24 protein-coding genes and 5 tRNA genes are annotated in these 25,757 nt (G+C 61.3%); 6 read left to right on the forward strand and 23 right to left on the reverse strand.

Features of this window, described 5'->3' with window-relative positions:
* Positions 1–138: 138 nt before the first annotated feature.
* A complete protein-coding gene (locus C6W55_RS08235; RefSeq protein ID WP_286892300.1) occupies positions 139–1,350 on the forward strand; it encodes an AGE family epimerase/isomerase in 1,212 nt (403 codons plus the stop codon).
* Positions 1,351–1,473: 123 nt separating this feature from the next.
* Here the strand turns inward: C6W55_RS08235 and C6W55_RS08240 are convergent, their stop codons facing one another.
* The 12 genes from C6W55_RS08240 to C6W55_RS08295 form a co-directional block, all read right to left on the reverse strand.
* Positions 1,474–2,301, reverse strand: a complete 828-nt coding sequence (locus C6W55_RS08240; RefSeq protein ID WP_015253937.1) for a carbohydrate ABC transporter permease — start codon at positions 2,299–2,301, stop codon at positions 1,474–1,476.
* Positions 2,298–3,179, reverse strand: a complete 882-nt coding sequence (locus C6W55_RS08245) for a carbohydrate ABC transporter permease (protein ID WP_015253936.1) — start codon at positions 3,177–3,179, stop codon at positions 2,298–2,300. Before C6W55_RS08245 ends, C6W55_RS08240 begins: the two co-directional genes overlap by 4 nt.
* A 212-nt stretch (positions 3,180–3,391) precedes the next feature.
* Positions 3,392–4,702 (reverse strand): ABC transporter substrate-binding protein, encoded by a 1,311-nt coding sequence (locus C6W55_RS08250; RefSeq protein ID WP_286892301.1) that lies wholly within the window; start codon positions 4,700–4,702, stop codon positions 3,392–3,394.
* 178 nt (positions 4,703–4,880) lie between these two features.
* Positions 4,881–6,377: a response regulator transcription factor gene (locus tag C6W55_RS08255; RefSeq protein ID WP_286892302.1), complete on the reverse strand. Its 1,497-nt coding sequence runs from the start codon at positions 6,375–6,377 to the stop codon at positions 4,881–4,883.
* 26 nt (positions 6,378–6,403) lie between these two features.
* The gene (locus tag C6W55_RS08260; RefSeq protein ID WP_286892303.1) at positions 6,404–8,254 is read right to left on the reverse strand and encodes a cache domain-containing sensor histidine kinase; all 1,851 of its coding nucleotides are present in this window, start codon (positions 8,252–8,254) and stop codon (positions 6,404–6,406) included.
* A gap of 36 nt (positions 8,255–8,290) precedes the next feature.
* Positions 8,291–9,349, reverse strand: coding sequence for a LacI family DNA-binding transcriptional regulator (locus C6W55_RS08265; protein WP_286892304.1), 1,059 nt, complete (start codon positions 9,347–9,349; stop codon positions 8,291–8,293).
* 187 nt (positions 9,350–9,536) lie between these two features.
* Entirely contained in the window at positions 9,537–10,067 is a 531-nt protein-coding gene (locus tag C6W55_RS08270) for an NUDIX hydrolase (protein ID WP_286892305.1), read from the reverse strand.
* Positions 10,068–10,435: 368 nt separating this feature from the next.
* Positions 10,436–11,542: a GntR family transcriptional regulator gene (locus tag C6W55_RS08275; protein WP_286892306.1), complete on the reverse strand. Its 1,107-nt coding sequence runs from the start codon at positions 11,540–11,542 to the stop codon at positions 10,436–10,438.
* 25 nt (positions 11,543–11,567) lie between these two features.
* Positions 11,568–13,055, reverse strand: coding sequence for an L-arabinose isomerase (gene araA, locus C6W55_RS08280; RefSeq protein WP_286892307.1), 1,488 nt, complete (start codon positions 13,053–13,055; stop codon positions 11,568–11,570).
* Positions 13,048–14,727, reverse strand: coding sequence for a ribulokinase (locus C6W55_RS08285; RefSeq protein ID WP_286892308.1), 1,680 nt, complete (start codon positions 14,725–14,727; stop codon positions 13,048–13,050). The genes araA and C6W55_RS08285 overlap by 8 nt, the downstream gene beginning before the upstream one ends.
* 18 nt (positions 14,728–14,745) lie before the next feature.
* Positions 14,746–15,450, reverse strand: coding sequence for an L-ribulose-5-phosphate 4-epimerase (gene araD, locus C6W55_RS08290; RefSeq protein ID WP_015253927.1), 705 nt, complete (start codon positions 15,448–15,450; stop codon positions 14,746–14,748).
* A gap of 172 nt (positions 15,451–15,622) precedes the next feature.
* Positions 15,623–15,751, reverse strand: a complete 129-nt coding sequence (locus C6W55_RS08295) for a hypothetical protein (protein ID WP_015253926.1) — start codon at positions 15,749–15,751, stop codon at positions 15,623–15,625.
* Between the two features lie 136 nt (positions 15,752–15,887).
* On the opposite strand from C6W55_RS08295, the gene C6W55_RS08300 reads away from it, so the two are divergent.
* On the forward strand, positions 15,888–16,658 hold the full coding sequence (locus tag C6W55_RS08300) for a hypothetical protein (protein ID WP_286892309.1): 771 nt from the start codon (positions 15,888–15,890) through the stop codon (positions 16,656–16,658).
* A 43-nt stretch (positions 16,659–16,701) separates the two neighbouring features.
* Here the strand turns inward: C6W55_RS08300 and C6W55_RS08305 are convergent.
* The 6 genes from C6W55_RS08305 to C6W55_RS08330 form a co-directional block, all read right to left on the reverse strand.
* Positions 16,702–16,787 (reverse strand) — tRNA-Leu (locus tag C6W55_RS08305).
* A 52-nt stretch (positions 16,788–16,839) separates the two neighbouring features.
* Positions 16,840–16,915 (reverse strand) — tRNA-Lys (locus C6W55_RS08310).
* A gap of 1 nt (position 16,916) precedes the next feature.
* Positions 16,917–16,991, reverse strand: a tRNA-Glu gene (locus C6W55_RS08315).
* Positions 16,992–17,079: 88 nt separating this feature from the next.
* A tRNA-Ser gene (locus C6W55_RS08320) sits at positions 17,080–17,170 on the reverse strand.
* Between the two features lie 7 nt (positions 17,171–17,177).
* Positions 17,178–17,253: transfer RNA gene (locus C6W55_RS08325), tRNA-Asn, on the reverse strand.
* A 28-nt stretch (positions 17,254–17,281) separates the two neighbouring features.
* On the reverse strand, positions 17,282–17,761 hold the full coding sequence (locus C6W55_RS08330) for a SprT family protein (RefSeq protein ID WP_015253924.1): 480 nt from the start codon (positions 17,759–17,761) through the stop codon (positions 17,282–17,284).
* Between the two features lie 400 nt (positions 17,762–18,161).
* Between C6W55_RS08330 and C6W55_RS08335 the strand changes: the two genes are divergently transcribed.
* Entirely contained in the window at positions 18,162–18,515 is a 354-nt protein-coding gene (locus C6W55_RS08335) for a hypothetical protein (RefSeq protein ID WP_015253923.1), read from the forward strand.
* 117 nt (positions 18,516–18,632) lie between these two features.
* On the forward strand, positions 18,633–18,779 hold the full coding sequence (cmpA, locus tag C6W55_RS08340; RefSeq protein WP_015253922.1) for a cortex morphogenetic protein CmpA: 147 nt from the start codon (positions 18,633–18,635) through the stop codon (positions 18,777–18,779).
* Positions 18,780–18,851: 72 nt separating this feature from the next.
* Here the strand turns inward: cmpA and C6W55_RS08345 are convergent, their stop codons facing one another.
* The 3 genes from C6W55_RS08345 to C6W55_RS08355 all read right to left on the reverse strand — a co-directional run bounded on the left by C6W55_RS08345 (position 18,852) and on the right by C6W55_RS08355 (position 23,140).
* Positions 18,852–19,511, reverse strand: coding sequence for a nitroreductase family protein (locus C6W55_RS08345; protein WP_286892310.1), 660 nt, complete (start codon positions 19,509–19,511; stop codon positions 18,852–18,854).
* Between the two features lie 79 nt (positions 19,512–19,590).
* Positions 19,591–21,882 (reverse strand): Tex family protein, encoded by a 2,292-nt coding sequence (locus C6W55_RS08350; protein WP_286892311.1) that lies wholly within the window; start codon positions 21,880–21,882, stop codon positions 19,591–19,593.
* Between the two features lie 67 nt (positions 21,883–21,949).
* On the reverse strand, positions 21,950–23,140 hold the full coding sequence (locus C6W55_RS08355) for a hypothetical protein (RefSeq protein ID WP_286892312.1): 1,191 nt from the start codon (positions 23,138–23,140) through the stop codon (positions 21,950–21,952).
* Between the two features lie 140 nt (positions 23,141–23,280).
* Between C6W55_RS08355 and C6W55_RS08360 the strand changes: the two genes are divergently transcribed.
* Both C6W55_RS08360 and C6W55_RS08365 read left to right on the forward strand, forming a co-directional pair.
* Positions 23,281–23,715, forward strand: a complete 435-nt coding sequence (locus C6W55_RS08360; RefSeq protein WP_286892313.1) for a DUF2500 domain-containing protein — start codon at positions 23,281–23,283, stop codon at positions 23,713–23,715.
* Positions 23,716–23,757: 42 nt separating this feature from the next.
* Positions 23,758–24,483 (forward strand): hypothetical protein, encoded by a 726-nt coding sequence (locus tag C6W55_RS08365; protein WP_286892314.1) that lies wholly within the window; start codon positions 23,758–23,760, stop codon positions 24,481–24,483.
* A 44-nt stretch (positions 24,484–24,527) separates the two neighbouring features.
* Here C6W55_RS08365 and C6W55_RS08370 read toward each other — a convergent pair whose 3' ends face one another.
* Complete coding sequence (locus tag C6W55_RS08370) at positions 24,528–25,181, reverse strand: MBL fold metallo-hydrolase (RefSeq protein ID WP_286892315.1); 654 nt, start codon at positions 25,179–25,181, stop codon at positions 24,528–24,530.
* 2 nt (positions 25,182–25,183) lie between these two features.
* The gene (locus tag C6W55_RS08375; protein WP_015253915.1) at positions 25,184–25,750 is read right to left on the reverse strand and encodes a thioredoxin family protein; all 567 of its coding nucleotides are present in this window, start codon (positions 25,748–25,750) and stop codon (positions 25,184–25,186) included.
* Positions 25,751–25,757: the final 7 nt, after the last annotated feature.

Below are 25,757 nucleotides of genomic sequence, written 5' to 3' on the forward strand. Positions count from 1 at the left end.
TTTTTATTGATTCAAGAATGCCGGCGCCGCACTTGCATCAGTCCCGAAATTGCGATTAACTAGATGAGTGTGCACTTGTAAACACGTGTACGCGACAGCATGAAACACTCAAGAACAGCCATTGGGGAGGCGTATGCGGTGAGCGCAGGAGCGGATTGGAAAGCCAGGTGGCGCGAGGAGATGGAACGGGAACTCAAGGACAACATCCTTCACTACTGGATGACCCGCACCGTCGACGAGAAGAACGGCGGCTTCATCGGGCGGATCGGCGACGACCGGCAGCCGGATTACGAGGCGGCCAAAAGTCTGGTGCTGAACACCCGGATTTTGTGGACGTTCTCGGCCGCTTACCGCGTATTCAAGGACGACCGCTATCTGGCCGTGGCCGAACGGGCTTACGGATACGTGACGGACAAATTCGCGGATCGTGAATATGGCGGATTCTACTGGATGGTTGACGCGCAGGGCAGCCCGCTGGAGGACAAGAAACAGGTGTACGGCCAGGCGTTCGCGATCTACGCGCTCTCCGAGTTTTACCGGGCGGCGCGGCGCAAGGAAGCGCTGGACAAGGCGATCGAAACGTACCGGCTGCTGGAGCGACACAGCTACGATCCGGCGAACCGCGGCTATATCGAGGCGCATGCCCGCGACTGGTCGGAGACGGACAGGCTCGCCCTCGGCGGCGGCGACATGAACGAGCGCAAGTCGATGAACACGCATCTGCATGTGCTCGAGGCCTATACGAACCTGTACCGGGTCTGGCCGACGGAGGAACTGAACAAGAAGCACAAGGAACTGATTGAGGTCATGCTCGATCACATCGTCGATCCGGAGACGGCGCATTTCAAACTGTTCTTCGATGACGAATGGAACAGCAAGTCGGACCTCATCTCCTACGGCCACGACATCGAGGGCAGCTGGCTGCTCACGGAGGCGGCCGAACTGTGCGGCGACGAAGCGCTTCTCAAGCGGACGAAGGAGACGGCGATCCGCATGGCGGAAGCGACGCTGAACGAAGGCGTGGACGCCGACGGCGGCCTGCTGAACGAAGCGAATGCGACCGGGCTCATCGACACGAACAAGGACTGGTGGCCGCAGGCGGAAGCCGTTGTCGGCTTCTACAATGCTTATCAGCTCACGGGCGAGGACAAGTATCTGGACGCCGCCCGCCGGTCCTGGGCATTCATCGACCGCTGCATCATCGACAAGGAAGACGGTGAATGGTTCTGGAGCGTGGACCGCGAAGGCCGTCCGACCCGGGGGCACGGCAAGGTGAACGCCTGGAAATGCCCGTACCACAACGGCCGGGCGTGCTTCGAGATGATGGAGCGTCTGGTCTCCGCGCACTGACGAGCGTCAGCCGTATAAAGGCTCCGGCGAGCGATTCGCCGGAGCTTATTTATTGATCTGCCCCATCAATGCCCAGAAAAAAAGCTGCCCCGCCATGGGACAGCCTGTTGCTTCAGCCCGCGATCAAGATTTGACCGCACCGCTCGTGACGCCGGAGAAAATATAGCGCTGCATGAACAGGAACATCACGATCGTCGGAATGAAGATCAGCAGAATGTACGCCGAGATCACTTCCATGCGCGCCGCGTTCGGCCCGACGAACGACTGGATCGCCGTCGCCACCGTGCGCAAGCCCCTGTCCGGCATGTACAGATACGGCACGTAGAAATCGTTGTAGATGCTGATGAACTTCAGGATGACGACGGTCGCCGTCGCCGGTCCGAGGAGCGGGAAAATGATGCTCCGGAAAATCTTGAACAGCGACGCGCCCTCCATCATCGCGCTTTCGTCCAGTTCGTACGGGATGTTGCGGATGAACTGGAGATAGATGACGAGCTGGATGACGTCCGCCCCCAGATACAGCACGATCGGCGCGCCGTACGTATTGTACAGGCCGAGCGCCTTGATGACCGAGTAAGTGACGACCTGCGTCGTGATGAGCGGAATGACCGCGGCCACCAGGTACGAACCGATGATCAGATTTTTCCCCTTGAAATCAAACCGCCCGAGCGCATAGGCCGACATCGACCCGATCAGCACGTTGCCGACGATCGAGACGATCAGGATGAACAGCGTGTTGCCGAGGCCGAGCGCCAGATCCCCTTTCTCCCATGCGATCGAGAAGTTCTCGAAATTCCAGGTCGAGGGAAGTGACAGCCGGTTGATATAGAACTCCTGCCGCGTCTTGAACGCGCCGACGAAGACGGAGTACAGCGGGAAGAACACGACGAACGTGCCGATGAGCAGCACGATATATTTCATGGTGTCGAAAAATAGTTGTTTCGCCTTCATATTCTCGTCCCGCCTTCCCTCAGAATCAGCCGCTGGATGAGCACGACGACGGCGACCATCAAGAGCAGCACGACGGCGAGCGCGGATGCGAGACCGAACTGATTGAATTTGAAGGCGACGTCCAGCGTCTTCATCAGGAAGGTGGACGTGTCGTTCGCGCCGAGCGTCATGATGTACGGCACGGTGAAAGCCTGCAGGGCGCCGCTCAGCGTCAGGATGAGCATCAGCTCGACGACATTCTTGATGCTCGGCATCGTAATGTGCCAGAAGCTCTGCCAGGCGTTCGCACCGTCGATGCGCGCCGCTTCATACAAATCATCCGAGATCGACTGCAGCGCACCGATGAAGATGACCATGTTGTAGCCCATGTACATCCAGAGGGACACGAATGCCAGCGCCCAGTCGTTGATCGCCGGATTGCCGAGCCACTGCTGTTTCCACGCTTCGAGTCCGAGCACTTCGAGCAGCTTGTTCAACGAGCCGTAGGACGTGTGGTACACGGTCTGAAACATGATCGCGATCGCAACCTGGTGCAGAATGTACGGCAGGAACAGAATGACCCGGAACACATTCCTTCCCTTGAGCTTCGAGTTCAGAATGACGGCGAAGAACAGCGCCAGCGCCGTCTGGACCAGCCCGCCGATGAAATAGTACAGGTTGTTGCGCAGAATCTGGAAGTATTCCGGATTCGAGAAGATCTCCCTGTAGTTCTTCAGCCCGACGAAGTTCACGTCAAAGCCGAAGCCGTCCCAGTCCGTGAAGCTGTAGTAGACCAGCATGACAGACGGGTAGTAGGTGAAAAGGAGCAGCAAAACGAGCGGCAAGGCGAGAAAACTGGTGATGATGATGATCCGCTGGGTTTTGTAGCTGAGATTCAAGGCGCCGCGCCTCCTCATGCCAGGATCAAGCCATAACGGTCAGCGCCGTCCTCCCGGAAGGCGCATCCGTTATGCGGTGAATGACAAGCCGATGACAAGTGTGAAGCTTGCATAAGTCTAGTCATTGGAAAAACCTGAGGCTGCCTTCAGGCGCGATTCGCATCGCCCTGACGGTCAGCCCCAGTCTGCACGCCGGTTACCCGTTCATCGAATCAATAGCCGAGTTCTTTCTTGGCTGCGGCCCATTTCTGATTCAACTTGTCGAATTCGGCCTGCAGATCCTTCGCAACGGCGGCTTGTTGGATTTCCTCACCCGTGAACGGAATCTGCGCCTTGTTCGCAATCTCGTTGAACCGGGAATCCGACGGTACGGATTCGAGAATGTTGGGATTGTAGCTCATGAACTCTGCCATTTGCGGCAGCGTCGGTTCGTTGTTTTTGTTGATCGGGATGAAACCGGAATCGGCGTCGTAACCGGATTCCATGATCATGAACTTGACGAACGCCTTTGCGGCTTCAAGATTCTTGCTGTCCTTGCTTACGCCCATGAAGTAGTCCGGGCCGAGAACGGCGTTCACCGTGCCGCTGTTGTCATGCGGAAACGGGAAGAAGCCGATGTCTTCCGGCGCCGCGCCGCCTTGCTCGATGATCTGGTTGATGACCCAGTTGCCGAGGAAGTACATTGCCGCGTTGCCCGTCGCGATTTCTACCTTCGAAGCTTCCCAGTTGTTCGTAGCCAGGTCTTCTTCGGTATAGCCTTTCTCGATCAGGGTACGGACAATGTTCAGGCCGATGCCCCACGCGTTGTCAAGCTGGAACGGCGCGTCCATTTCCACCATATTGTTCTCGAAGTTGACGTCGCCGGAGAAATGCGCCAGGCTGTTGCGGCCCCATTGGCTCATCGGCCATTGCGCGCCGTAGTTGATGTAGATCGGCACGATCCCGGCGTCTTTCAGCTTCTGGCAGGCTTCGTAGAACTCGTCCAGCGTCTTCGGAATTTCCGTGATGCCCGCTTTTTCGAACGCCTTCTTGTTGTAAACGATGCCGTTCGTCGAAGCGCCCGTCGCAACGCCGTAGTAGTTGCCGTCATACGCCTTGAAATCCGCGAACCGCACTTGATCGAAGATGTTGAGGTCATTCAGCGGAGCGAAGAAATCGCCGAGCTCGGAGTTCGCGATGTTCGTCGGAATCATGAGCACGTCGCCGGCGTCGCCCGCCGTCAGCTTGACGCGGATGTCTTGCTCGTAGTTCGTGTACGGAGCGTATTTGACTTTGACGTTCGGGTATTGCTTGTTGAACTCCGCCACATACCTGTCGTAAGTACCGTTGTCGACCAGGTCCGTGCGGTGCGTCGCGAACACAATCTCGCCCGAGATTTCGGTGTTGCCGCCCGCATTCGACTGACCGTTGCCCGCGGTGTTGTCCGTACCGCCGTTGCCATCGTTCTTCGAGCCGCCGCAGGCAGCAAGGACGAGCGACAGCGCCACGAGAACAGACAACATCATGGCGAATCTTCTTTTCATGCGCGAGTCCCCCTGTTTCCGTGTTGTGGCCGACCGGCTTCGGCAAAATCGCCGCTTTCGATCGGTTCCGGGCTTCATTATAGCGGTGAAAACCGCTTACAAAAATGCAACGTGTTTGCTTTTCTTGTCCTCTGTTATCCTAACTTTTCTAACAATTGATAGCGCAACCGCCCGGATGCTATCTGACGATTTGACGATATTCGTTGGGTGTCATGCCCACAATCCGCTTGAACAGTTTGGTGAAATAGGCCGAATCCGGATAGCCCACCTGCTCGCCGACTTCGTACGTCTTCAGGTCCGGCCGGCTGCGGAGCAGGTTCTTCGCCTGCTCGATCCGCACGCCTATCAGGTAATCGGTGATCGTGACGCCTGTCTCCTGCTTGAACAGCCGGCTCAGGTAGCTCGGCGTGAGATACACGCGCTCCGCGAGTCCCCCGAGATCCAGATCCTCATGGTAGCTTGACGCGATGATCGCCTTCACGGCATCCACCGCGCGCACGCTGCCGCTCCGCCGCTCGCGGATGCGCACGATCGCCTCGATCATCCGTTCCGTGAACCATTGGCGCAGCGGGCCGTATTTGAAAAACCGGGACAGTTCCTCGAGCCGCCGGTCCGCCGGACCGAACAGTTCCTCCGCTTCCTCGGCGAACCCGCCGACTTCCCGTTCCGCCAGCTCGAGCATCCGGATCAGCAGTTCCATTAGAACGCCGGGCGCTTCCTGCCGCCTGCGCATCTCCTCGAAGAAGGCGTTCAGTTCCTGCTCGATCTTCTCCCCGTCGAGAATCTGCAGGCTGCGGACATACTCCGTTTCCCACGATTTGTACCAGTCGCTGAGGCGGGCCGGCCTGGCCTGCTGCGACACCGCTTCGGATGCCGGTACGAAGACGGCCCGCTCGAACCGGTAGAACGCTTTGCCGGCCGCCAGCTCGGCTTCAATGAACGCTTCCCGCAGACGTTTCGCCCCGCGGAACGGCAGCGAGGCGCCGATGGCCGCGCCCGTGTGCTCCGTCAGCGCCGCGGCCAGCGCGAAGCCTGCGCGCTCCGGCGCGGACGTCAGCGAAGCGCCGGCGTCCAGCTCAAGCAGCACGCCGTAGGTCCGGTCCCGGACCGCGATCGCGCAAGATCTGACGTCTTCGGCATTCGCCGCCGCCTCCAGCGTATCGAGCCCGACCGCCGCTTCCGTCCGCACGACGTACCAGACCGCGAACGCATCGTCCGGGATGACCGGCTCCGCGGATGCTTCGCCGGCAAGCGCGCGTTCGAGCCTGTGCCGCCGGAATATTTTCGTCTGCCTTCGCGCTTCGGCGATTTCCTTCGCCATCTCCCGCAGCACGCGATACAGTTCGGCCTTGTCCACCGGCTTCAGCAGATAGTCCCGCACCTGATGGCGCATCGCGGTGCGCGCGTAGTCGAAATCGCTGTATCCGCTGACGATGACGCAGCGCACGCCGGGATGCTCGGCCTGCAGCTTCTCGGCAACCTGAAGCCCGTCCATGACCGGCATCCGGATGTCGGTGATGACAACATCCGCCCCTTCTTCCTTGAGGAACTTCAGCAGTTCCGCGCCGTTCGCGAAGACCCCGGCAACCTCATAGTCCTCCGATGCGGAGCGGACGAGCTTGGCCAGTCCGCGACGGATCCGTTCTTCATCATCTGCAATTACGATGCGAAGCATGCGTCAGACCTCCTGTTTCACGCTGCTTACGTCTGCAGCCGGCTCGGCAGGGTCACGGTCACTTCCGTGCCGGCGCCCGGCTCGCTGGCGATGTCGATGCCATAGCCCTCGCCGTAGAACAGCCGGATTCGCTCGTTCACGTTCCGGAGGCCGATGCCGAAGCCGCGCGAGCCGCCGCCTTCGCCCGGCGGCGTGTCGATCACGCCGCGCAGCCGCTCCAGCGTTTCGGCGTCCAGCCCCACGCCGTTGTCGCGGATGCGGAAGAAGATGCGATCGCCCTCGGCCTCGCACGAGAGCACGATCGTCATGCGCTCCTTGCGTTCGTCATAGCCGTGCAGCACCGCGTTCTCGATGATCGGCTGCAGCAGGAGCTTGACCATTTTCATTTCGCGATACGGATCGCAGCCGGCGACCTCGAGCCTGAACCGGCCCGGATAGCGGTACTCGACGATGCGCATGAACGTCTCCAGGTGCATGAGCTCGTCCTCCAGCCGCACGATCTCGCCAGCCGTGTTCACGCTGTAGCGCAGCAGCCGGCCGAGCAGCTGGATCATGTCCGCCACTTCGGGATTGTCGTCGACTTCGGCCGTCATGCGGATCGACTCCAGCGTATTGTGCAGAAAATGCGGGTTGATCTGGCTCTGCAGAGCCAGCAGTTCGGCTTCCTTGCGGCGTAATTGCATATGGTAGTTGTCGTTGATCAGCTCGCGGATCCGGCCGATCATCCGGTTGAAATGAAAGCCCAGCATGCCGATTTCGTCCTGCCGCCGGACCGGGAACGACACCTCGAGATTGCCGGCCTGCACGTGTTTCATGAGCTGCATCAGCGAGCGCAGCGGCTTCGTCAGGGCGAACGAAATGACGACCGAAGCGGCCAGCGCGAGGAAACCGGTCAGCAGCGCCGTCGCCAGCGTGAAGTTGCGGTTCGCCACCGCGTCCTTCATCAGCACGCCGACCGGAACGGAGATGATGACCTTCCAGCCGGTCTTGTTCGAGCGGTCGTAAATGACGATCCGCTGGCCGTCTTCCGCGTCGTGGCGGAACGTGCCGCGGCTTCCGACAGCCTGTGCGACGACCGGATCGTTCGACCGGTTCTGGGCGAGATGCCGCATGCCGCTGTCGTAAATGACGTTGTTGTTCTCGTCGAGGATCATCGTCTCCCCGCCGGTGACGCTGTCCAATTCGGATACGTACCGCTCGATGACGCTGATGTTCGCGTCGACGGCGACGAGGCCGAGCAGTTCGAGCGACGGCGTATAGATTTGGCGGACGACGGTGAAGACGTAGCGTTTGCGGTTGTGATTGCTCGTGTATTCCTGCGTGCTGACGAGCGCGGCGTTCGTCCCCTCCCGCCGGGCGCGCTCCAGCCATTGCTGATAGGTGGTCATGATGTCGGAGCGGACGCCGCCGACCTGCACGCGGTAATAGCCGTTGCCGAAATTGTCGAACAGATAGATCGACGTTGCGCCTTCCTTGACGCTGTTCAGAAAGTAGATGCTCTCCTCCACCCGGCGCTGAATTTCGAGCGCGGTGCCTTTCTGGCTCGGAATGATATAAGGGCTGTCCCCGATCTCCAGATCGGGACGAGAATAGAATTCGTTGGCCGCCCTGAGGCTGTCCTGAATCTCCTCGATGGCGCCCGGCAGCGCGGTCAACCGCTCCATGTCGGAGATGTAGTCGTCCAGGCTGACGATCAGCTTGCGGGCGAGTTCCGCCACGTACGAAGTGGTGTTGTCCTCGATGGTGCGCGCATACCGGTCATAGGATATCAGACTGAGCGCCATGATCGGCAAGATAACCAGAAAAAGGAAAATCAAAATCAGCTTCCGCTCCATCGGCAGATCGCGGAATCTGGTTGCCGGATTCCATTTGCGCACGGCGTTCCCGCCTCCCGTCACGGCTTGGTGTGCGGATCATTTCCTCTTGCGTCCGATCGTTTCCCGGCTCGATTCGCGGTAGACCATCTCGCCGGAAATCAGGATTTTCTCATGCGGTTCGCGGGGCGATGCCACCCGCTCGAGCAGCCGGTCCACCGCCTTGCGGCCGAGTGCCTGCTTCGGCACGTGCACGGTCGTGAGCGCGGGTCGGACGCGCTGCGCATCTTCGATGTCATCGAAGCCGCAGAGCGAGAGGTCACCCGGCACGGACAGCCCGATTTCGCCGAACGCTTGAAGAGCATCGATGGCGATGCTGTCGTTCGCGCAGACGACAGCGGAAGGCAGCTTGCCTTCCGCGCGGCAGCAGGACGCCCAGTCCGCGAATTGTCCGGAGTACCCGCTGATCCCTTCAAGGCCGATCAGATGGTCGTCGCGCAGCGGGATACCGTGCTTCTCGAGCGCACCCCGAAAGCCGTTCCAGCGGTCGAAGAAACTGCGCGAGAACCGGATGTTGCCCGCGAACAGCAGGTCGCGGTGTCCGATGCCGATCAAGTACTGGGTAAGCTTGTACATGCAGTCGTAGTTATTCACGAACACGGTGTCCGACGGGATGAGCGGATCTTCATGGTCGATGAGCACCATCGGCAGACCGCAGCGGTGCACCTCGAGCAGCAGCGAGGTTGAAATTTCGCCGACGCCGATCATGCCGAGCAGGCCGTTCGGGTTGAGCACGTGGAGCAGCCCGTCGATGCTGTACTCGGAGATGATCACCATGCCGTATCCCCGCTCTTCGAGCCGGATCGAGATGCCGTCGAGGATGCGTCCCCAGTAGACCGATTCCTTCGTTTGAAAACGGATGTTGGGCATCAACACGAGCACGGACGGCTTCGAGCCGCCCGCGGGAAGCTGTCCGGGTTTCTCCTGTCTTGCGGCGCCGCCCCGCTGGGCGAAATAGCCGAGCTGCGACGCCGCCTGGATGACCCGCTCCTTCGTCGCGGGACTGACGCCGTCCTTGCCTGAAAGCGCCTTCGACACGACAAATTTCGAGACGCCCAAATAATCGGCGATCTGCTGCATCGTGACCTTTTTCGACATATTCATCCCCGTCCGTGTCATATTCTTCTATTCTAGCACAAGTATTATGTACGCGTAATGAACGGGGGAGGGGGTGCCCGAACGCTAAAAGGCGGCACCCGCGCTTGCACGCAGGTCCGCCTCCATTCGTCTTGTCGCCGGAAGTTGTCCGCGGCGCGGCCGCCGTGATTTGTTACCCTCCGATTGCTTATCGGCTGAGAATCATCTCTTCAATTCGTTTCCGATCCGTCAGGTGTTCGAAGCTCCGGTCGAGCTCCAGTTCCTCCGTGCGGATCAGACGGTCGCCTTCATAATGGCAGCGAAGCTCGAAACAACCGTCGCCGGCGGTCAAAAGCCTGACGCAATGCGGCACGTTCGGCGTGATCCCCATGTTCTCGGGATGCAGAATCCAATCCGTCTGCTTCCAATCCAGAATACCTTCCGGCGTTCGGATCGGAATGTCCGTGCGGTCATCGGAAGGAAGTTCGGCATGGTACACGTACATGCCGCCGAACTCCCGCCCGCCCGTAAACCAGGTGACGATGCCCCGAAAGTCGACGGCATCAAGCAAAAGGCCCGTCTCTTCCGCGATCTCCCGCAAGGCCGACGCCCTCGGCGTCTCGCCGGGTTCAAGCTTGCCTCCGGGCGCGTTCCACATTCCCATCCAGACGGGGTATTCCCGGTTGAGCAGCAGAAAGCGGTCTTCTTGTTGGATGAAGCAGATGGTATATTTCAGCATGCGTACCTCCAAACGGTCATGGGTGTGAACGGATTTTCGGCTGGTGCTCCTCTCGATGTCCGGAACCTTTTCAAGTTGTTGTGAATATATTCCAGACCCGTTGCCGTTCTCCTGCTCGGTCCATTGGCTTTAGCCTCATTCACCGCATCAACGACTTGGGCCGACTTTGTAACGCGGTATCCGCGTTACAGGACGCATCCACCGGACTCGAATCGACACTGTAACGTGGTATCCGCGTTACAGACGCAACCACCGGACTCGAAACGAAGCTGTAACGCGGTATCCGCGTTACAGCTTCGCGGGCACAAAACAAGGGCTGGCCAAAAGCCGCATTCCGACTCTCGACCAGCCCCGTCCCCGCATTCCCGCTATACCGCTGTCTCTTCTCCGATCGCCCGCGTCGAATCGCGGACGACCAGTTCGGGCGCGTAGGTCACGTCCTCCGCCTCGGCCGAGGGATCGGCCATCAGGCGGAGCAGCATCTCCGCCGCCCGCTCGCCCATCGCCGTCTTCGGATGGGTCAGCGTCGTCAACTTCACTTCGGCCGCCTGGGCCAGCGTCGAATCGTCGAACCCGACGATCGACAAATCGTCCGGCACGGCGAGTCCGGCTGCTCGGATCGCCGGCAGCAGCGCGACGGCCAGCTCGTCGTTGTAGCAGACGAACGCCGTCGGCCGGCCGTTCCGCCGCAGCAGCCCGGCTGCCGCCTCGGCCGGACGGGACCATTTGTTCTCCGAGGCGTACGTGACGACGCCGTCCGGCAGCATCGGCACGCCGTAATGCTTCATGGCGCGCAGAAACCCTTTCATCCGGCGCGTGCCCTGCAGGTCGTCCGTTTTGAAAAATCCGGCGATCCGCCGGTGCCCGAGCTTGATCAGATGTTCCGTCGCCGCGAATCCGCCGGCTTCGTCGTCCAAGACCAGGCACGGGCAGTCCAGTTCCGGATAGCGGGCGTTGATCATGACGACCGGGATGCCGCGGTACCGGAACGCCAGGAACTGCTCCAGGTTCGGATTGCCTTCCGCGCTTTTCGTCGGCTCGACGATCAGGCCGCCGACTCCCCGGTTCATCATCATCTGAAGACTGCCTTGTTCCCGCTGCTTGTCGTTGTCGGTGCTCGACAGGTACAGCCCCATGCCATGGGCGCGCAGCACCGCTTCCGCTCCCCGCACAATGTGCGGGAAGATGTAGTCCGAGATATACGTCGTCACCATGCCGACGGCGGCCTGGGCCGCCCCGGCCTTGATGAAGTCCGGCGGCGCCACGAACGTTCCCTTGCCGCGCTGGCGATACAGATAGCCTTCCTGCTCCAGTTCGTTCAACGTCTGGCGAACGGTCTGCCGGCTCATGCCGAACCGGGCAGCCAGTTCATTCTCCGACGGCAGCAGCTCGTGCGGCTTCCATTCGCCGCTGTGCAGCCAGGACAGAATCTCTTGCTTCAATTGCAAATATTTCGGCAGATCGCCGCGCGTCATTCCGTTGACACCGCCTTGCCTCCGTTCACGACTTGCGCAGCTTCCACGCCAGATCGGCGAGCACGAGCTCCCGGCGCAGCGCGTCCGGGCGCGTATCCTTGCCGATGATGACCGACTCGATGCCGGCCATTTCGGCGAAATCGGCCATCTGCGCGGCCGTCACATGATAGGAGAAGCCGGTATGGTGCGCGCCGCCGGCGAGAATCCACGACTCGACGCCATCCCTGAGGTTCGGCAGAACACGCCACAACACACGCGCCACCGGCAGCTTCGGCATCGGACGCTCGACCGGCACCGCTTCGACTTCGTTCACGAGCAGGCGGAACCGGCTGCCGAGATCGACGATCGACGCGTTGATCGCCGCGCCCGCCCGGGCGCCAAACACCATCCGGGCCGGCGGCTCCTTGCCGCCGATGCCGAGCGGATGCACTTCGATGCGCGGTTTGTCCGCCGCGATCGTCGGGCACACCTCAAGCATGTGCGCGCCGAGTACCAGCTCGTTGCCCGGTTCGAGATGGTAGGTGTAGTCTTCCATGAACGACGTGCCTTTGCCGCCCGCCATCACTTTCATGAGCCGCACGAGGGCGGCCGTCTTCCAGTCGCCTTCGCCCGCGAAGCCGTACCCGTCTTCCATCAGCCGCTGCACCGCGAGGCCGGGCAGCTGCCGCAGACCGTGCAAGTCCTCGAACGTCGTCGTGAACGCGGAGAAACCGCCCTCCTCGAGCATCGAGCGCAGGCCGAGCTCGATCCGCGCCTGGTAGGCGATCGCCTCCCGCTTCTCCTCGGTATCCGCGACGATATCATAACGCGATCCGTATTCTTCGAGCAACCGTTTCACATCGGCTTCGCTCACGGCGTTCACCCGTTCGGCGAGATCGCCGACGCCCCAGGTGTTCACCGACCAGCCGAAGACAATCTCGGCTTCGACCTTGTCGCCTTCGGTGACGGCCACCTGCCGCATGTTGTCGCCGATCCGCAGCACTTTGAGCGTCCGGCTTTCGGCCCAGGCAGCGGCCGTCCGCATCCACGCGCCGATCCGCTCCTGCGCCCCGCGGTCTTCCCAGTGTCCGAACACGACGGACCGGCGGACGTCCATCCGCGCGTGGATATGGCCGTGCTCGCGGTCGCCGTGGGCGGCCTGGTTCAGGTTCATGAAATCCATATCGATCGAATCCCACGGGATGTCGCGGTTGTATTGCGTCGCAAAGTGCAGCAGCGGTTTCTTGAGCACCGACAGCCCGCCGATCCACATTTTCGACGGCGAGAACGTGTGCATCCACGTGATGACGCCGGCGCACGCGTCGTCCGCGTTCGCTTCGATCATGAAGCGCCGGATGTCCTCCGGCGTCGTCAGCACCGGCTTCAGCACCAGCTCATAGCCGAGCGCGCCGCTTGCGTTCAGTCCCGCGACGATCGCCCGGGCGTTCTCCGCAACCTGCTCCAGCGTCTCCGGTCCGTACAAATGCTGGCTGCCGACCGCGAACCAGAACCGATATTTTCTCGTCTCAAGCATGACGGGTAACCTCCTCTTTCAATGCTTTCAACCGTTTCATCACATCGTTGCCGCCGCGTCCGAAATAGTCATGCAGCGCCGTGTATTCCTTGTACAGCCGGTCGTAGATCGCCGCGTTTTCCGGAATCGGCTTGAACGATTCCTCCCGCACGCGCGCCATCTTCTTCGCCGCTTCCACGATCGAATCGTAACCGCCCGCCGCCGAACCCGCCGCGACCGCGGCGAACATCGCCGCGCCGACCGCCGGCGTCTGCCGGGACGCCGCCACCTTGATCTCGCGGTTCGTCACGTCGGCGTAGATCTGCATGAGCAGCCGGTTCTTCTGCGGCAGCCCGCCGCAGGCGTACAGCTCTTTCACCTCGACGCCGTTGCTGTCAAACGCTTCGACGATCTTGCGCGTGCCGTACGCGGTTGCTTCGAGCAGCGCCCGGTAGATCTCTTCCGGCTTCGTCAGCAGCGTGCAGCCGACGATGACGCCCGTCAGATCGGCATCGACGAGGACGGACCGGTTGCCGTTCCACCAGTCGAGCGCGACCAGCCCCGACTCGCCGGGCTTGAGCTTGGCCGCCCGCGCTTCGAGCCACTCGTGCACGCTGACACCTTCGCGTTCCGCCGCTTCTTTCACATAGGCCGGAACCGCTTCCTCCACATACCATTCGAAAATGTCCCCGACCGCAGACTGGCCTGCTTCATAGCCGAAATATCCCGGAATGATGCCGTCTTCGACGACGCCGCACATGCCTTCGACTTCACGCTCTTCGGTGCCGAGCAGCATATGGCAGATCGACGTGCCCATCGCCATGACGAGTTTGCCCGGCTCGGTGACGCCGACCCCCGGCACGGCCGCGTGCGCGTCGACGTTGCCGACGGCGACGGCCGTCCCCTCCTTGAGGCCCGTGATCTTCGCCATCTCCGGCGTCAGCCCGCCGGCGCGCGTGCCGAGCGGCACAATCTCGCCGCGCAGCTTCGTCTCCGTGAGATTCTCAAGGCGCGGGTCGAGCGCCTTGAAATATTCGCGGCTCGGGTAGCCCTCCTGCTTGTGCCAGATCGCCTTGTAGCCGGCCGTGCAGCTGTTGCGGAGAATGTTGCCGGACAGCTGCGCGATGACCCAGTCCGTCGCTTCGAGGAACTGGTCGGCCGCGTCATAAATCTCCGGCGCTTCGTCCAGAATCTGCCACACCTTGGCGATCATCCATTCGGACGAAATTTTGCCGCCGTACCGCTTGAGCCATTTCTCGCCGCGCGCTTCCGCGATCCGGTTGATCTTGTTCGCCTCGTCCTGCGCCGCATGGTGCTTCCACAGCTTCACCCAGCTGTGCGGGTTGTCCCTGTACGGCGGCAGCATGCAGAGCGGCGTGCCCTGCGCGTCCACCGGCAGCATCGTGCAGGCCGTGAAATCGATGCCAATCCCGATCACATCGTCCGGATCGACGCCGGACATTTCCAGCACGGCCGGCACCGAACGCCGCAGCACTTCAATGTAATCGTCGGGATGCTGCAGCGCCCAGTCCGGCTCGAGTCTGACGCCCGATCCCGGCAGCTTCTCGTCAATGACGCCGTGGGGATACGGCGTCACGTGGTCCGCAACTTCCGTCCCGTCCGCCAGATCGACGAGTACCGCGCGTCCCGATTGCGTGCCGTAGTCAATGCCGATCGCGTATTTTTTCCCCATGTCCGCTCCTCCCGTTCCTCAGGCTGTCGGCCCGGATTGGCCGTAATAAGCGTTCGCTCCGTGCTTGCGAAGGAAATGCCGGTCGAGCAGCGCCTGATCCATCGGTCCGACCTCGCGCAGCTGCAGCGTCCGGTGGCCGATCTTCGCGACTTCTTCCAGCACGACCGCGTTGTGCACCGCTTCGTGCGCGTCCTTGCCCCACGCGAACGGCGCGTGGCAGTGGACGAGCACGCCCGGCACCATCGCCGGATCGATGCCCCGCGTCCGGAACGTCTCGATGATGACGTTGCCCGTCTCCAGTTCGTAGGCGCCGCGGATTTCCTCCTCCGTCATCGGGCGCGTGCACGGAATTTCGCCGTAGAAATAATCGGCGTGCGTCGTGCCGAGCGCCGGAATGCCCCTTCCGGCCTGCGCCCACGCGGTCGCCCAGGGCGAGTGCGTATGCACGATCCCGCCGATCGACGGGAATGCCCGGTACAGCGCCAGATGCGTCGGCGTGTCGGACGAAGGCTTGAGCGCGCCTTCCACCTTGTTTCCTTCCAGATCGACGACGACAAGATCGTCCGCCTTCAGCTTCTCGTACGGTACGCCGCTCGGCTTGATGACGACCAGCCCGCTCTCCCGGTCAATGCCGCTTACATTGCCCCAAGTGAATGTGACAAGGCCGTACCGCGGCAGATCGAGATTCGCGGCGAGCACCTCTTCTTTCAGCGCTTCCAGCATGCGCGGCTCATCTCCTCCTTCATTGTAAAGGCTTTCTTTTTGCATTGTAGCACTTGTTCGTACAAGTTGGCAATTATAAAGTTGGATTCGACAAAGTTGTACATACAACTACATGCAAAAAAAGCCGCTCGGCGGCGGGCCGTACGGCGGAACTTGAGATCGTTCACCGATTTTACAATTTCGGATCCTCGGTATCTTCCCACTTGCGGGAATACGCCTTGTTCGTGACCCAGAACGTCATCCAGGCCAGCAAAATGAGGATGACGATCGACGCCACCCATACGCCTGTCGGCACACCCATTGCTTCACCCTCCTCATCCTCAGTCCACTCTATCCTACCATCCCCGCCCGCCGCTTACAACCTCCAGCCGCGTGTCCAACCTCCCGGCGGTCTGTCTGCATATGATGATCGAAAAACGCAAAGCGGGGAATGCTCATTGAAGAAGAAAATTGTTTTCGTCATACCGTTCAACAACCGGTACTCTTCCGATGCGGCCGGTACCGCCGACTGGATCCGCAGCCGAATCGGCATCTTCATGCGGTACACGCTCCGCAGCCTGCTGAAACAGGATTCGCAGCGGTTTCAGGCGTTCGTGCTCTATCGCCCGCAGTCCGAAGCGCTGATTCAGGCGGCCCTCGCGCAGCATCCTCCGCTCCCCGGTCATGTATCGTTCGTCACGAAACCGGTCTATGAAGCGAAAGTGGCGGAGGCTGTCAAGGAATACGATCTGCTGTACGAAGTGAATCTCGAGAGCGACGACATGTACCATCGATCGTTTGTCAGCCTGCTGGAGCGCCATGTTCCGAAGAAGTCGCCGGTTGTGCTCATTCCGCAGTACGGCTATGCTTACGATTCCGTCCAGAACCGGATGGCCCGGTTTTTCTTCTGGGCGCCGAGCTTCCTGACCACCGTCTATCCGGCGGAAGCCTACAGGGCCGGATTGCGGCTTCAGCTGTCCCAAGGCTATCGCAGCGCGCTGACGCTGCCGCGCGAATTCATCTGCGTCCGTCAGCCGATCTGGATCAACCATGTCCATTCCGACAACACGGGCATTTCGTTCACTAGAATGTCGTACTGGAAGCTGAAGGGATACACGGACGCCTTCAGCGTCCCCCCGTGGAACAACGGCGCGAGAAAGGCCGCCCATTTCGGACCGGAGATTGCGGACAAGAACCAGATCCGGCGCATCCTGAACGATTACTTCTGAGCATGAAAAAAAGAACCCTGTCCGGGTTCTTCTTATTTGCGAATGGTGCGGTAGAGAGGACTCGAACCTCCACGGGCGATGCCCACTACCCCCTCAAGATAGCGTGTCTGCCAATTCCACCACTACCGCATATTCGATTCGGCTCGATGCCGCGTCCGCCGATCCGGCGGAAGAAAAAAACTGGTGAGCCATGTAGGACTCGAACCTACGACACCCTGATTAAAAGTCAGGTGCTCTACCAACTGAGCTAATGGCTCATGGTGACCCGTAGGGGATTCGAACCCCTGTTACCTCCGTGAAAGGGAGGTGTCTTAACCCCTTGACCAACGGGCCGAACATGTGAGCGGCAGCCAAAGCCGCTGTCATCAAAAAAGACCGTCGGACGGTCTTCCGTCAGGCTGCCGCCGAATCAACCAAAGAATGGCGGAGAAGGAGGGATTCGAACCCTCGCACCGCTTGCGCAGTCTAACCCCTTAGCAGAGGGTCCCCTTGAGCCACTTGGGTACTTCTCCATGATGATGGCTCCCCGAACAGGACTCGAACCTGTGACAACTCGGTTAACAGCCGAGTGCTCTACCAACTGAGCTATCAGGGAACGTTTCGCGGCGACAAGTTATAATTTATCACGATTCGATTTTCGAGTCAAGCATGAACAAACGCAATTTTCCTCCGCATTTTCCACATGCGTAACGGCGCGGATCCATCCGGCGTTTCCGCAAATATTCGGTCCCGCAGGAGACGCATTTCAGCATATAGCGCGGCGGCTTCGTCACGCGCGGCCTGCTGCCCGGCAGATGGCGGCAATACCGGCTGCCGCCGACCTTGGCGAGCAGCTCCATGAAATCCCGGTCACGATGGCGGTATCCGCGGTTCATCAAATGCAGATGATAGTGGCACAGCTCGTGCTTGATGATTTTGGCCGTCTCTTCGGGGCCGAACTGTTCCAGCTGCTTCGGGTTGATCTCGATGTTGTGCGTCTTCAGAAAATAGCGTCCGCCCGTCGAGCGCAGTCTGCGGTTGAACGTCGCCCGGTGGCGGAACGGCAAGCCGAAGCTTTCCAGCGATATCCGCTCGACCCATGCCTGCAGCGCATCGTCGTCCACACCGGTTCATTCCTTTCCCGCAGGCGCTTTCGTGCGGCGCCGTCCGTCATGAATATACTTGAATTTATAAGATGCCGTGCGTTACACTGTCAAGTAGTTTTGCCATTCTGTTAAGGACCGGGCGGCGGGGCTCGACGGCCTTGCGGCTGCCTGCAACGGCAATTTGGCCGCGGGTTTATCTTTAACGAAACGGACAGCACTTATTTAACCGAATCGATGGCATATCGAATTCACAACGCAACTTAGACACGTTATTCATCCTTTCGTTGCGAGCTCAAAAATGCCTGAAAGGCGAAAATTGCGTTGCCACGTTTCGTCAAACCGCCGACCGCCTGCCACCGGCCCCGTCCCCGACGGCAGCATGGAACGAACGACCGTGAAGAAGAAAGGAAACGATCGAATGCCGACGATGCGCTATGTTATTCTGCACGGACCGGACGGCCTGCAATACGTCGAAATGCCGGCGAGCCACGCCTATCAACTGAGCGCGCTCCTGCTGCGGCTGCACAAGGAGATCGGCAAGCTGACCGCCGACAACGTGCCGCAGCTTCCGCATGTCTCCGCCGAATGCTCCGATCTGGAACTGCACGATCCTTCGGCCTCCGTCATCAGCGGACTCGATTTCATGAACCGGCTGGAACAGCGCTTCGCCGAGATCCGCGAGCAGTCCTATCCGCTCATCTCGCTGCTGACGGAGATCCGGGCGCTCCTGGCCCAGCTCGAGCAATGGTACGAGGAAGAATACGGCGCGTGATCAAAGCCGCATCAGCCCGGCCGGCATGATGCCCGGTTGCAAATGGGACCTGCACGGACATCCGCCCAACTCCATATGTTATACGAGACATGGCATATCCGGAGGAGGACGATCGTCATGCCGCAATGGCTGTGCAATCAACTGATGCGGGCTTTCCAGAAGAAAGACAGCCGGCAGATCCGGCTGCTGAACGATTGCTGGTTCTTCTATCGTTCCAAACCCCTGAAGGACGACGGTGACCGGCAGACGGGCCTGCTTCCGTGACAGACCCGCTGCCGCGCACAAGGCCGGCCGGCATCACAGGGATGCCGGCCGGCCTTGTCGTTTATCGCACTATCAGAAACTGCCCCAGGCCGTCACATCGTCGACCGCGAGCCGCGCCGTCGGGCGCCCTTCGGCTGCCGCCTTGCCCACGGCGATGAGCATGACCGGCACATACGTGTCCGGCACATTGAACGCCTCGATGAACTGCTCATGATCGAATCCGCCCATCGGCACCGTATCGAGGCCGCGTGCCCGCGCCGCCAGCATGAGCTGCATGGACGCCAGGCTGCCGTCGATCAGGGCGATCCGCTTGAGCGAATCCGTGCTCATCGAGCCGTAGGACGAGACGAGCCGCTCCCGCTGCTGCGCGGCGAATTCCTCGGTCATATAGCCGCGCTCGACCGCAATCCGGGTGATCTCTCCCGCCCGCTTGTAGCCTTCGATATCGCCCAGCACGGCGATCGTGGCCGAAGCTTCGAGCACCTGCCGCTGGTTGTACGCGATCGGATACAGCTTCTCTTTGTCTTCCGGCTGATCGATCACGAGGAAGCGCCACGGCTGCAGATTGTTCGACGACGGCGCCAGCACAGCGTCGGCCAGGAGCGACTTGATTTCTTCCCGGCTCAGCACGAAATTCGGATCGTAATGCCTGACGGACCGGCGCGTGCGGATCACTTCGCCGAAGTCGGCGGGAATCCGTTCAGCCTGACGGAACGCTTGTTCAGTACTCATCTCTCTCACTCCTTGTATTCCGATGGTTTCACTCTCTGATTCTATTCTATCACAAATCGCTTCCCGCACGAAAGAACCATCATTCGTCCGAGCGCATCGTCAGGCTGACGCGCCCCCGCTTCACGTCCACCGACAGCACGCGGACCGTCACCGTATCGCCGACGGACACGACATCCAGCGGATGTTTCACGTAGCGGTCGCTCATCTGTGAAATATGGACAAGCCCGTCGTTCTTGACGCCGATGTCGACGAACGCGCCGAAGTCTATCACGTTGCGCACGGTGCCCTTCAATTCCATGCCAGGCGTCAGATCCTCGATGCGGAGCACGTCCGTCCGGAAGACGGGCGGCGGCAGCTCCTCGCGCGGGTCGCGTCCCGGGCGCAGCAGGCTGTCAATGATGTCGCGCAGCGTCGGGACGCCGACGTCGAGCCGTTCGGCGGCTTCGGCAGGATCGAGTTCCCGCAGTTTCGCGTTCAGCGCTTCCGTCCCCAGGTCGTGCACGGTATGCCCCAGCATCGCGAACAGCCGGTCGACGACGCCGTAGGATTCCGGGTGGATCGGCGTCCGGTCGAGCGGCTGCGCGCCGTCCGGCACGCGGAGGAACCCGATGCATTGCTCGTAGGTCTTCGCGCCGAGCCGCGGCACCGACCGAAGCTGGCTGCGGTCCGTGAACTTGCCGTTCGCTTCGCGGTACGCGACGATGTTGCGGGCGAGCGCCGCGTTGATGCCGGCGACATACGACAACAATTGAGGCGACGCGGTGTTGACGTCGACGCCGACATGGTTGACCGCCGATTCGACGACGGCGCCCAGGCTCTCGTCCAGCCGCTTCGGATTGACGTCGTGCTGGTACTGCCCGACGCCGATCGCCTTCGGCTCGATCTTGACAAGCTCGGCAAGCGGGTCCTGCAGCCGCCGGGCGATCGACACGGCGCTGCGCTCCGCGACGTCGAGGTCCGGGAATTCTTCGGCCGCCAGCTTCGAAGCCGAATAGACGCTGGCGCCCGCCTCGCTCACAATGACGTATTGCAGTCCGCCGGCGTCCAGCCCCGCATCGCGCCGCTTGCGGATCAGATCGGCGGCGAACTGCTCCGTCTCCCGCGAGGCGGTGCCGTTGCCGATCGCGATCAGCGTGACGCCGTAACGGTCAATCAGCCCGCTCACGAGCTTCTCCGCCTCGGCCGTCTTGTTGTGCGGCGGCGTCGGGTAGCAGACGTCCGTCGCCAGCAGCTTGCCGGTCTCGTCGACGACGGCCAGCTTGCAGCCGGTGCGGTAGGCGGGGTCGATGCCGAGCACGACCCGCCCCTTCACCGGCGGCTGCAGCAGCAGGCTGCGCAGGTTCGCGGCGAATATGCCGATCGCGTGCTCCTCCGCCTGCGCCGTCATTTCGGCGCGCACCTCGCGTTCAATGGACGGCGCGATGAGCCGCTTGTAGGCGTCTTCGACCACAGCGCGCAGCACATCGCGCACGGCTTCCGGCTGCCGGTCGAGCGCGATCCTGCGTCCGATATAGTCCAGGATGCGTGCCGGGTCGAGCTCCAGCGACACCTTCAGCACCTCTTCCCGCTCGCCCCGGTTGACGGCGAGCACGCGGTGCGGCGGCATCCGGCGAACCGGCTCGCGGTAGTCGTAGTACATCTCGTAGACCGACTCCGCTTCCGGGTCCTTCGCCGCGGACACCAGCACCGCGTGGGTCTGCGTGTGGCTCCGCACCCAGGCGCGGATCTGCGCGTCGTCCGCGAGCTGTTCCGCGATGATGTCCATCGCGCCCTGCAGCGCTTCCTCGGCCGTCGGAACGCCCTTCTCCTCATGGATGTACTTTGCCGCCTCCTCAAGCGGCGTTCCGTGCCGCGGCCGGCTGAGCAGCCATTCCGCGAGCGGCTCCAGCCCCCGCTCCTTCGCGACGCTTGCCCGCGTCTTGCGCTTCTGGCGATAGGGACGGTACAGGTCCTCGACCTCCTGCAGCTTCACCGCCCGTGCGATGGCTTCCCGCAGCTCGTCCGTCAGTTTCCCCTGCTCATCGATGAGCCGGATCACTTCGCGCTTGCGCGCCTCCAGATTGCGGAGATAGCTCAGCTTCTCCGCAATGTCCCGCAGCTGCTGCTCGTCCAGCTCGCCCGTCATTTCCTTGCGGTAGCGGGCGATGAACGGGATCGTGTTCCCTTCGTCCAGCAACCGGACCGCCGCGCCCACTTTCCCGGCCGGCAATCCGAGGTCGGCGCCGATCAGCTTCACGATCCGTTCGCGTTCGGCCGCCTCCTGCTCCGGCGTCAGCGCCTCGGCGGAAGCCGCCTCACGCGCCGTGACCGGTTCGGCAAGTTCCGCCCCCTTTTCCTTCTCCGTATTCCATGCGTTGTCCGATCTGCTCATGCACACCATCCTTGTCAGCCGACAGTTTCCTTCCCATTTTCGCAGATCGGTCCAAGTGTTGCAATTTTCAGCGCAGCCACCTCAATTCGGCTTCATGGCCGAGCGACCGGATAAGGCGGAGCTGAAGATACAACCGGTCGTTCAGCGATATGCTGTTCGCGCGGTTCAGCCGCAGTTCGCCCCGGCCCGTATCGACGACATATTCATGGCCGCCATCCGACGATTCCTGCCGCGTCGTCCATCCCCGTGCAACGAACGGTTTGAGCGGCACATACGCCTCTCCGTCCAGTCCGACGTACGCGAAGGGCAGCTGCACATCCGCACCGTCCAGCGTCAGCACCGCGGCATAGTCATGCCGGATCCCCGTGTCGGCTACCGGCAGCGCGTCAAGATCGAGATCCTCCGGCAAGGAAGGAGGCTCCGGACGCTCTTCCCGCGACACTTCGGTCTCGGGATAGAACAGCTCGGTTTCGCCTTCCTTCGCCAGCCGGGACTTCCCGGTCCGGAAATCGTAAATTCGCAGCTTCCGCGATGGCTCATTCATCACATAGAGCAGCAAATTGTTCTCCGCGTTGTACCCCCGCAGGGAAGCGAGCATGAACCGCTTCGCCTCGCCGGTCGCCGGATTGATGCGCACCAGTTCGTTCTGCCGATCCGTCTCGCTGAACTTCTGCAGCAGCAGGGTGCCGTCCGCCAGCCAACGATAGTCCGGATATCTGTCGCTTATGGCAAGCTGCCGGATCTCGCCGGTCGCGTTGTTTTTCAACAAGAGGAGATGCTGTTTCTGCGAGGTGTGGGAACCGTAATGGATGCTCGACTGCGGCGTTGAGGTATGCACATTCGTCGGTACGCAAGATTCGTAGAACGAGACGATTTTCAGTCCCCATTTGCCGCTCGGGGAAGGCTCGAACGCCGTGGTGTAGACCAACGCGTCCGCCGCGGCGTCATAGCAGACGTCATGGAACGGAGCCGAATAGGTGGATACGCGGACGCAGCCCGTGCGGTCGTCAAGCCCGATGCCGCGCACACCGTCCGGCAGACGCATCCATTCGCCGTCCGCCGTGCGGAACACGACGAGCTGGTACGGTTCGGAATTGCGGATCACATCGAAGAACACCTCGCCGGTCGAAGGGTCCGTATAGGCGTGACGGGCAAAAAATTTTTCCGCCGCGGCCGCATCCCTGAGCGGGTAACCCGCGGTTGCAACAGACAGCGCCAACAAGGCGGACAACAACCGAACGAAACTTTTCGATCGCATGCCTGGACCTCCATTACGAGAACGAATGATTTTGCAAAGTTAGACGAGCGCGGAATGGAAAAGTTTCACAGACAGCCCGCTGAAACGTTTTTCTCCATTCGGCGTATATAAATGACAGCACCGGAAACAGGAGGAAGTCCATGCACGATCCGTTCTCTCCGGGACCGTTCGGCGGTTTCGATTTCATGTTCACCTTGATGCCGGTCATCATCCTGATCGGGTTCGCCGCCTTCTTCGCCATAGTCGCCGTCGGAATTGCCCGCCACATTCGCAACACCCGCGCGCCCCGTCGGACCGTCTACGCCCGCGTCGCGGCGAAACGGATGGAGGTGACGGGAAGCTCGAACATGCATCATCATGCGGACGGCGCCGTCCATCACGGCTTCGGCTCACGCACGGACTATTACATCACGCTGGAATTCGAGAACGGCGAACGGCGGGAATTTCTCGATGTGAAAAATCTGTACGGCCTCGTGGTCGAGGGGGATGTCGGCTATGCGGCCATTCAGGGAGACTGGATCGTCGCGTTCGAGCGCCAGCCGATGACGCATATGGGGCACAATCCCGGCATGTAAGGCGAAGGATCGTTACCTTTCAACGAGGAGGCAGACAGGGTCATGCGCATTGGCGTCTGGGTCATGATCATGGTCGGCGTGCTGCTCCTGGCCGTCTCCGCGCCGATGCTCTACGCCCACTATCGGGAATACGCGCTTGCCGAGAAAGCAAGGAACCAGTATGCGATACAGCGGATTCCGATCGAGCCCGACGGATTCACGGGGGAAGCTTACGTGTTCGATTTCCGTGGCAACCGGATCGAACTGCGGGATGAATTCACGAAACCGACGGGGGAGCGGCGGCACGGCCCGATCCGCATCACAGTGAACGGGCGCGACCATTCCATTGCCGCGGATGCGGTCATCCGCCCCGCTTACCGCGATTCGAACCGTTACCACGGCTATCTCGCGCTGGCCGAGCTGACCGACCGCAAGACGGGAACGGTCCGGCTGGCCATTGTGCAGCGGATCGACGGGCATGCGGACAACGCGCCTTCCCCGATGGAAGAACTGCGCTGGCGGGTCCTTCTGGTGTCGGAAGACGGCACCGTCGAGGAAGAAACGTTCGCATACGGCGAGCACACGCACCCGCTCTACCGGACGCGGCTCGCCAACTTCGCGACGCCGATGTCCTTCGGATATGAATCAAATGTGCTGAATGTCTGGCCGTCGCTGTTCTACCCGATCCTGTACCCATATGTTACGGCGCTGGCGGGGATGACCCTTCTCCTCTCCGGCGCGGTCGGACTGTTCATGCTGCGGCGGGTGAACGGGAAGCCCGCAATATAGCAGAACCTCGCCGGCCCGACGGGCGGCGAGGTTCCTGTTCCTGATCAACTTTGCGGCAGCGCCGGAACGTAAGGGTTGTGCGTCATCTCGAATCCGATCGTCGTCTGCGGGCCGTGTCCCGGGTAGACGCGCGTTTCGGGCGGCAGCTTGTAGAGCTTGTTCCGGATCGAGTGCTCGAGGTCTTCCGTCCGCCCGCCGGGCAGGTCCGTCCGGCCGACCGACATCCGGAACAGCACGTCGCCGCCGAACAGATGGCTGCCGTGCAGCAGGCTGACGCTGCCCGGAGAGTGGCCCGGCGTATGGATGACCCGGAATTCGCGGCCGATAAGCTTGAGGCTCATGCCGTCCTCAAGCGCGTGTTCGGCCGGCTCGGCCGCGACGGGCGGCGTCACGTCCGGCCACCGTGCGGAGCCGTTCTTGCGCGGATCGGTCAGCCAGTCCGCCTCCAGGTCGTGCACATAGACCGGGCAATGGCAAGCCCGGCGCACCTCCTCGACCCCCGCGATGTGATCGAAATGCGCATGGGTCAGCACGATCGCCTCGACTTTGACGCCGAGCGCTTCGATGCGCTCCAGCAGCCGCTTCGGACCGACGCCGGGATCAATCACGAAAGCTTTGGCGCCTTCCGCATCCATTACCAGATAGGCGTTCGTCTCAAGCGGACCGAGCGTGAACGTCTCAATGCGAATGTCTTCCATCGTCAGAAACCGGAGATGAGCTCGCGGATTTCCCTCAGGACGTGCGCCTGGTAACCCGTGCCCTCTCCGTACCTCCTCTTGATCTCTTCACGCACCGCGGCCAGTTTCTCCTGATAGCCGGGCGCGTTCCGGTCGGGATTTTCCTGCTTGAAGCGGACCATCACTTCCTGCACGTGCCCGGGGCGCGGCCCCCAGGTGCCGAGCACCGCGCCGCCCGTATCGGCGAAAATGACGACCGGCACCGACTCGCCGCCGAGCGTCAGGAACTGCTGCATCGTATCCGGATGCTCTTCCTTGATCAGCACGTCGATCGGCACCTCGCCCGCTTCCAGCGCCCGGAACACCGGCGGGATGTTTTTGACGCAATCGCCGCACCAGTCCGCCATCAGAATCAGGCAGCGCAGATCGTCCCGAAACCGGAGCGATTCGAAGAACTCCCGGTCTTCCTCGCTCGGCCATGCGAAATGCTCATAGAGCGAGACGAACGTCTCCTTGTTTTGCGTCATGCCGTCCATGAACGCGCGCGGCGAGATGCCGCGTCCCAGCTTGTCCGCCACCGATTTTGCCATTGTGGAT

This window comes from Thermobacillus sp., assembly GCF_003390775.1.
Classification (GTDB): domain Bacteria; phylum Bacillota; class Bacilli; order Paenibacillales; family Paenibacillaceae; genus Thermobacillus; species Thermobacillus xylanilyticus.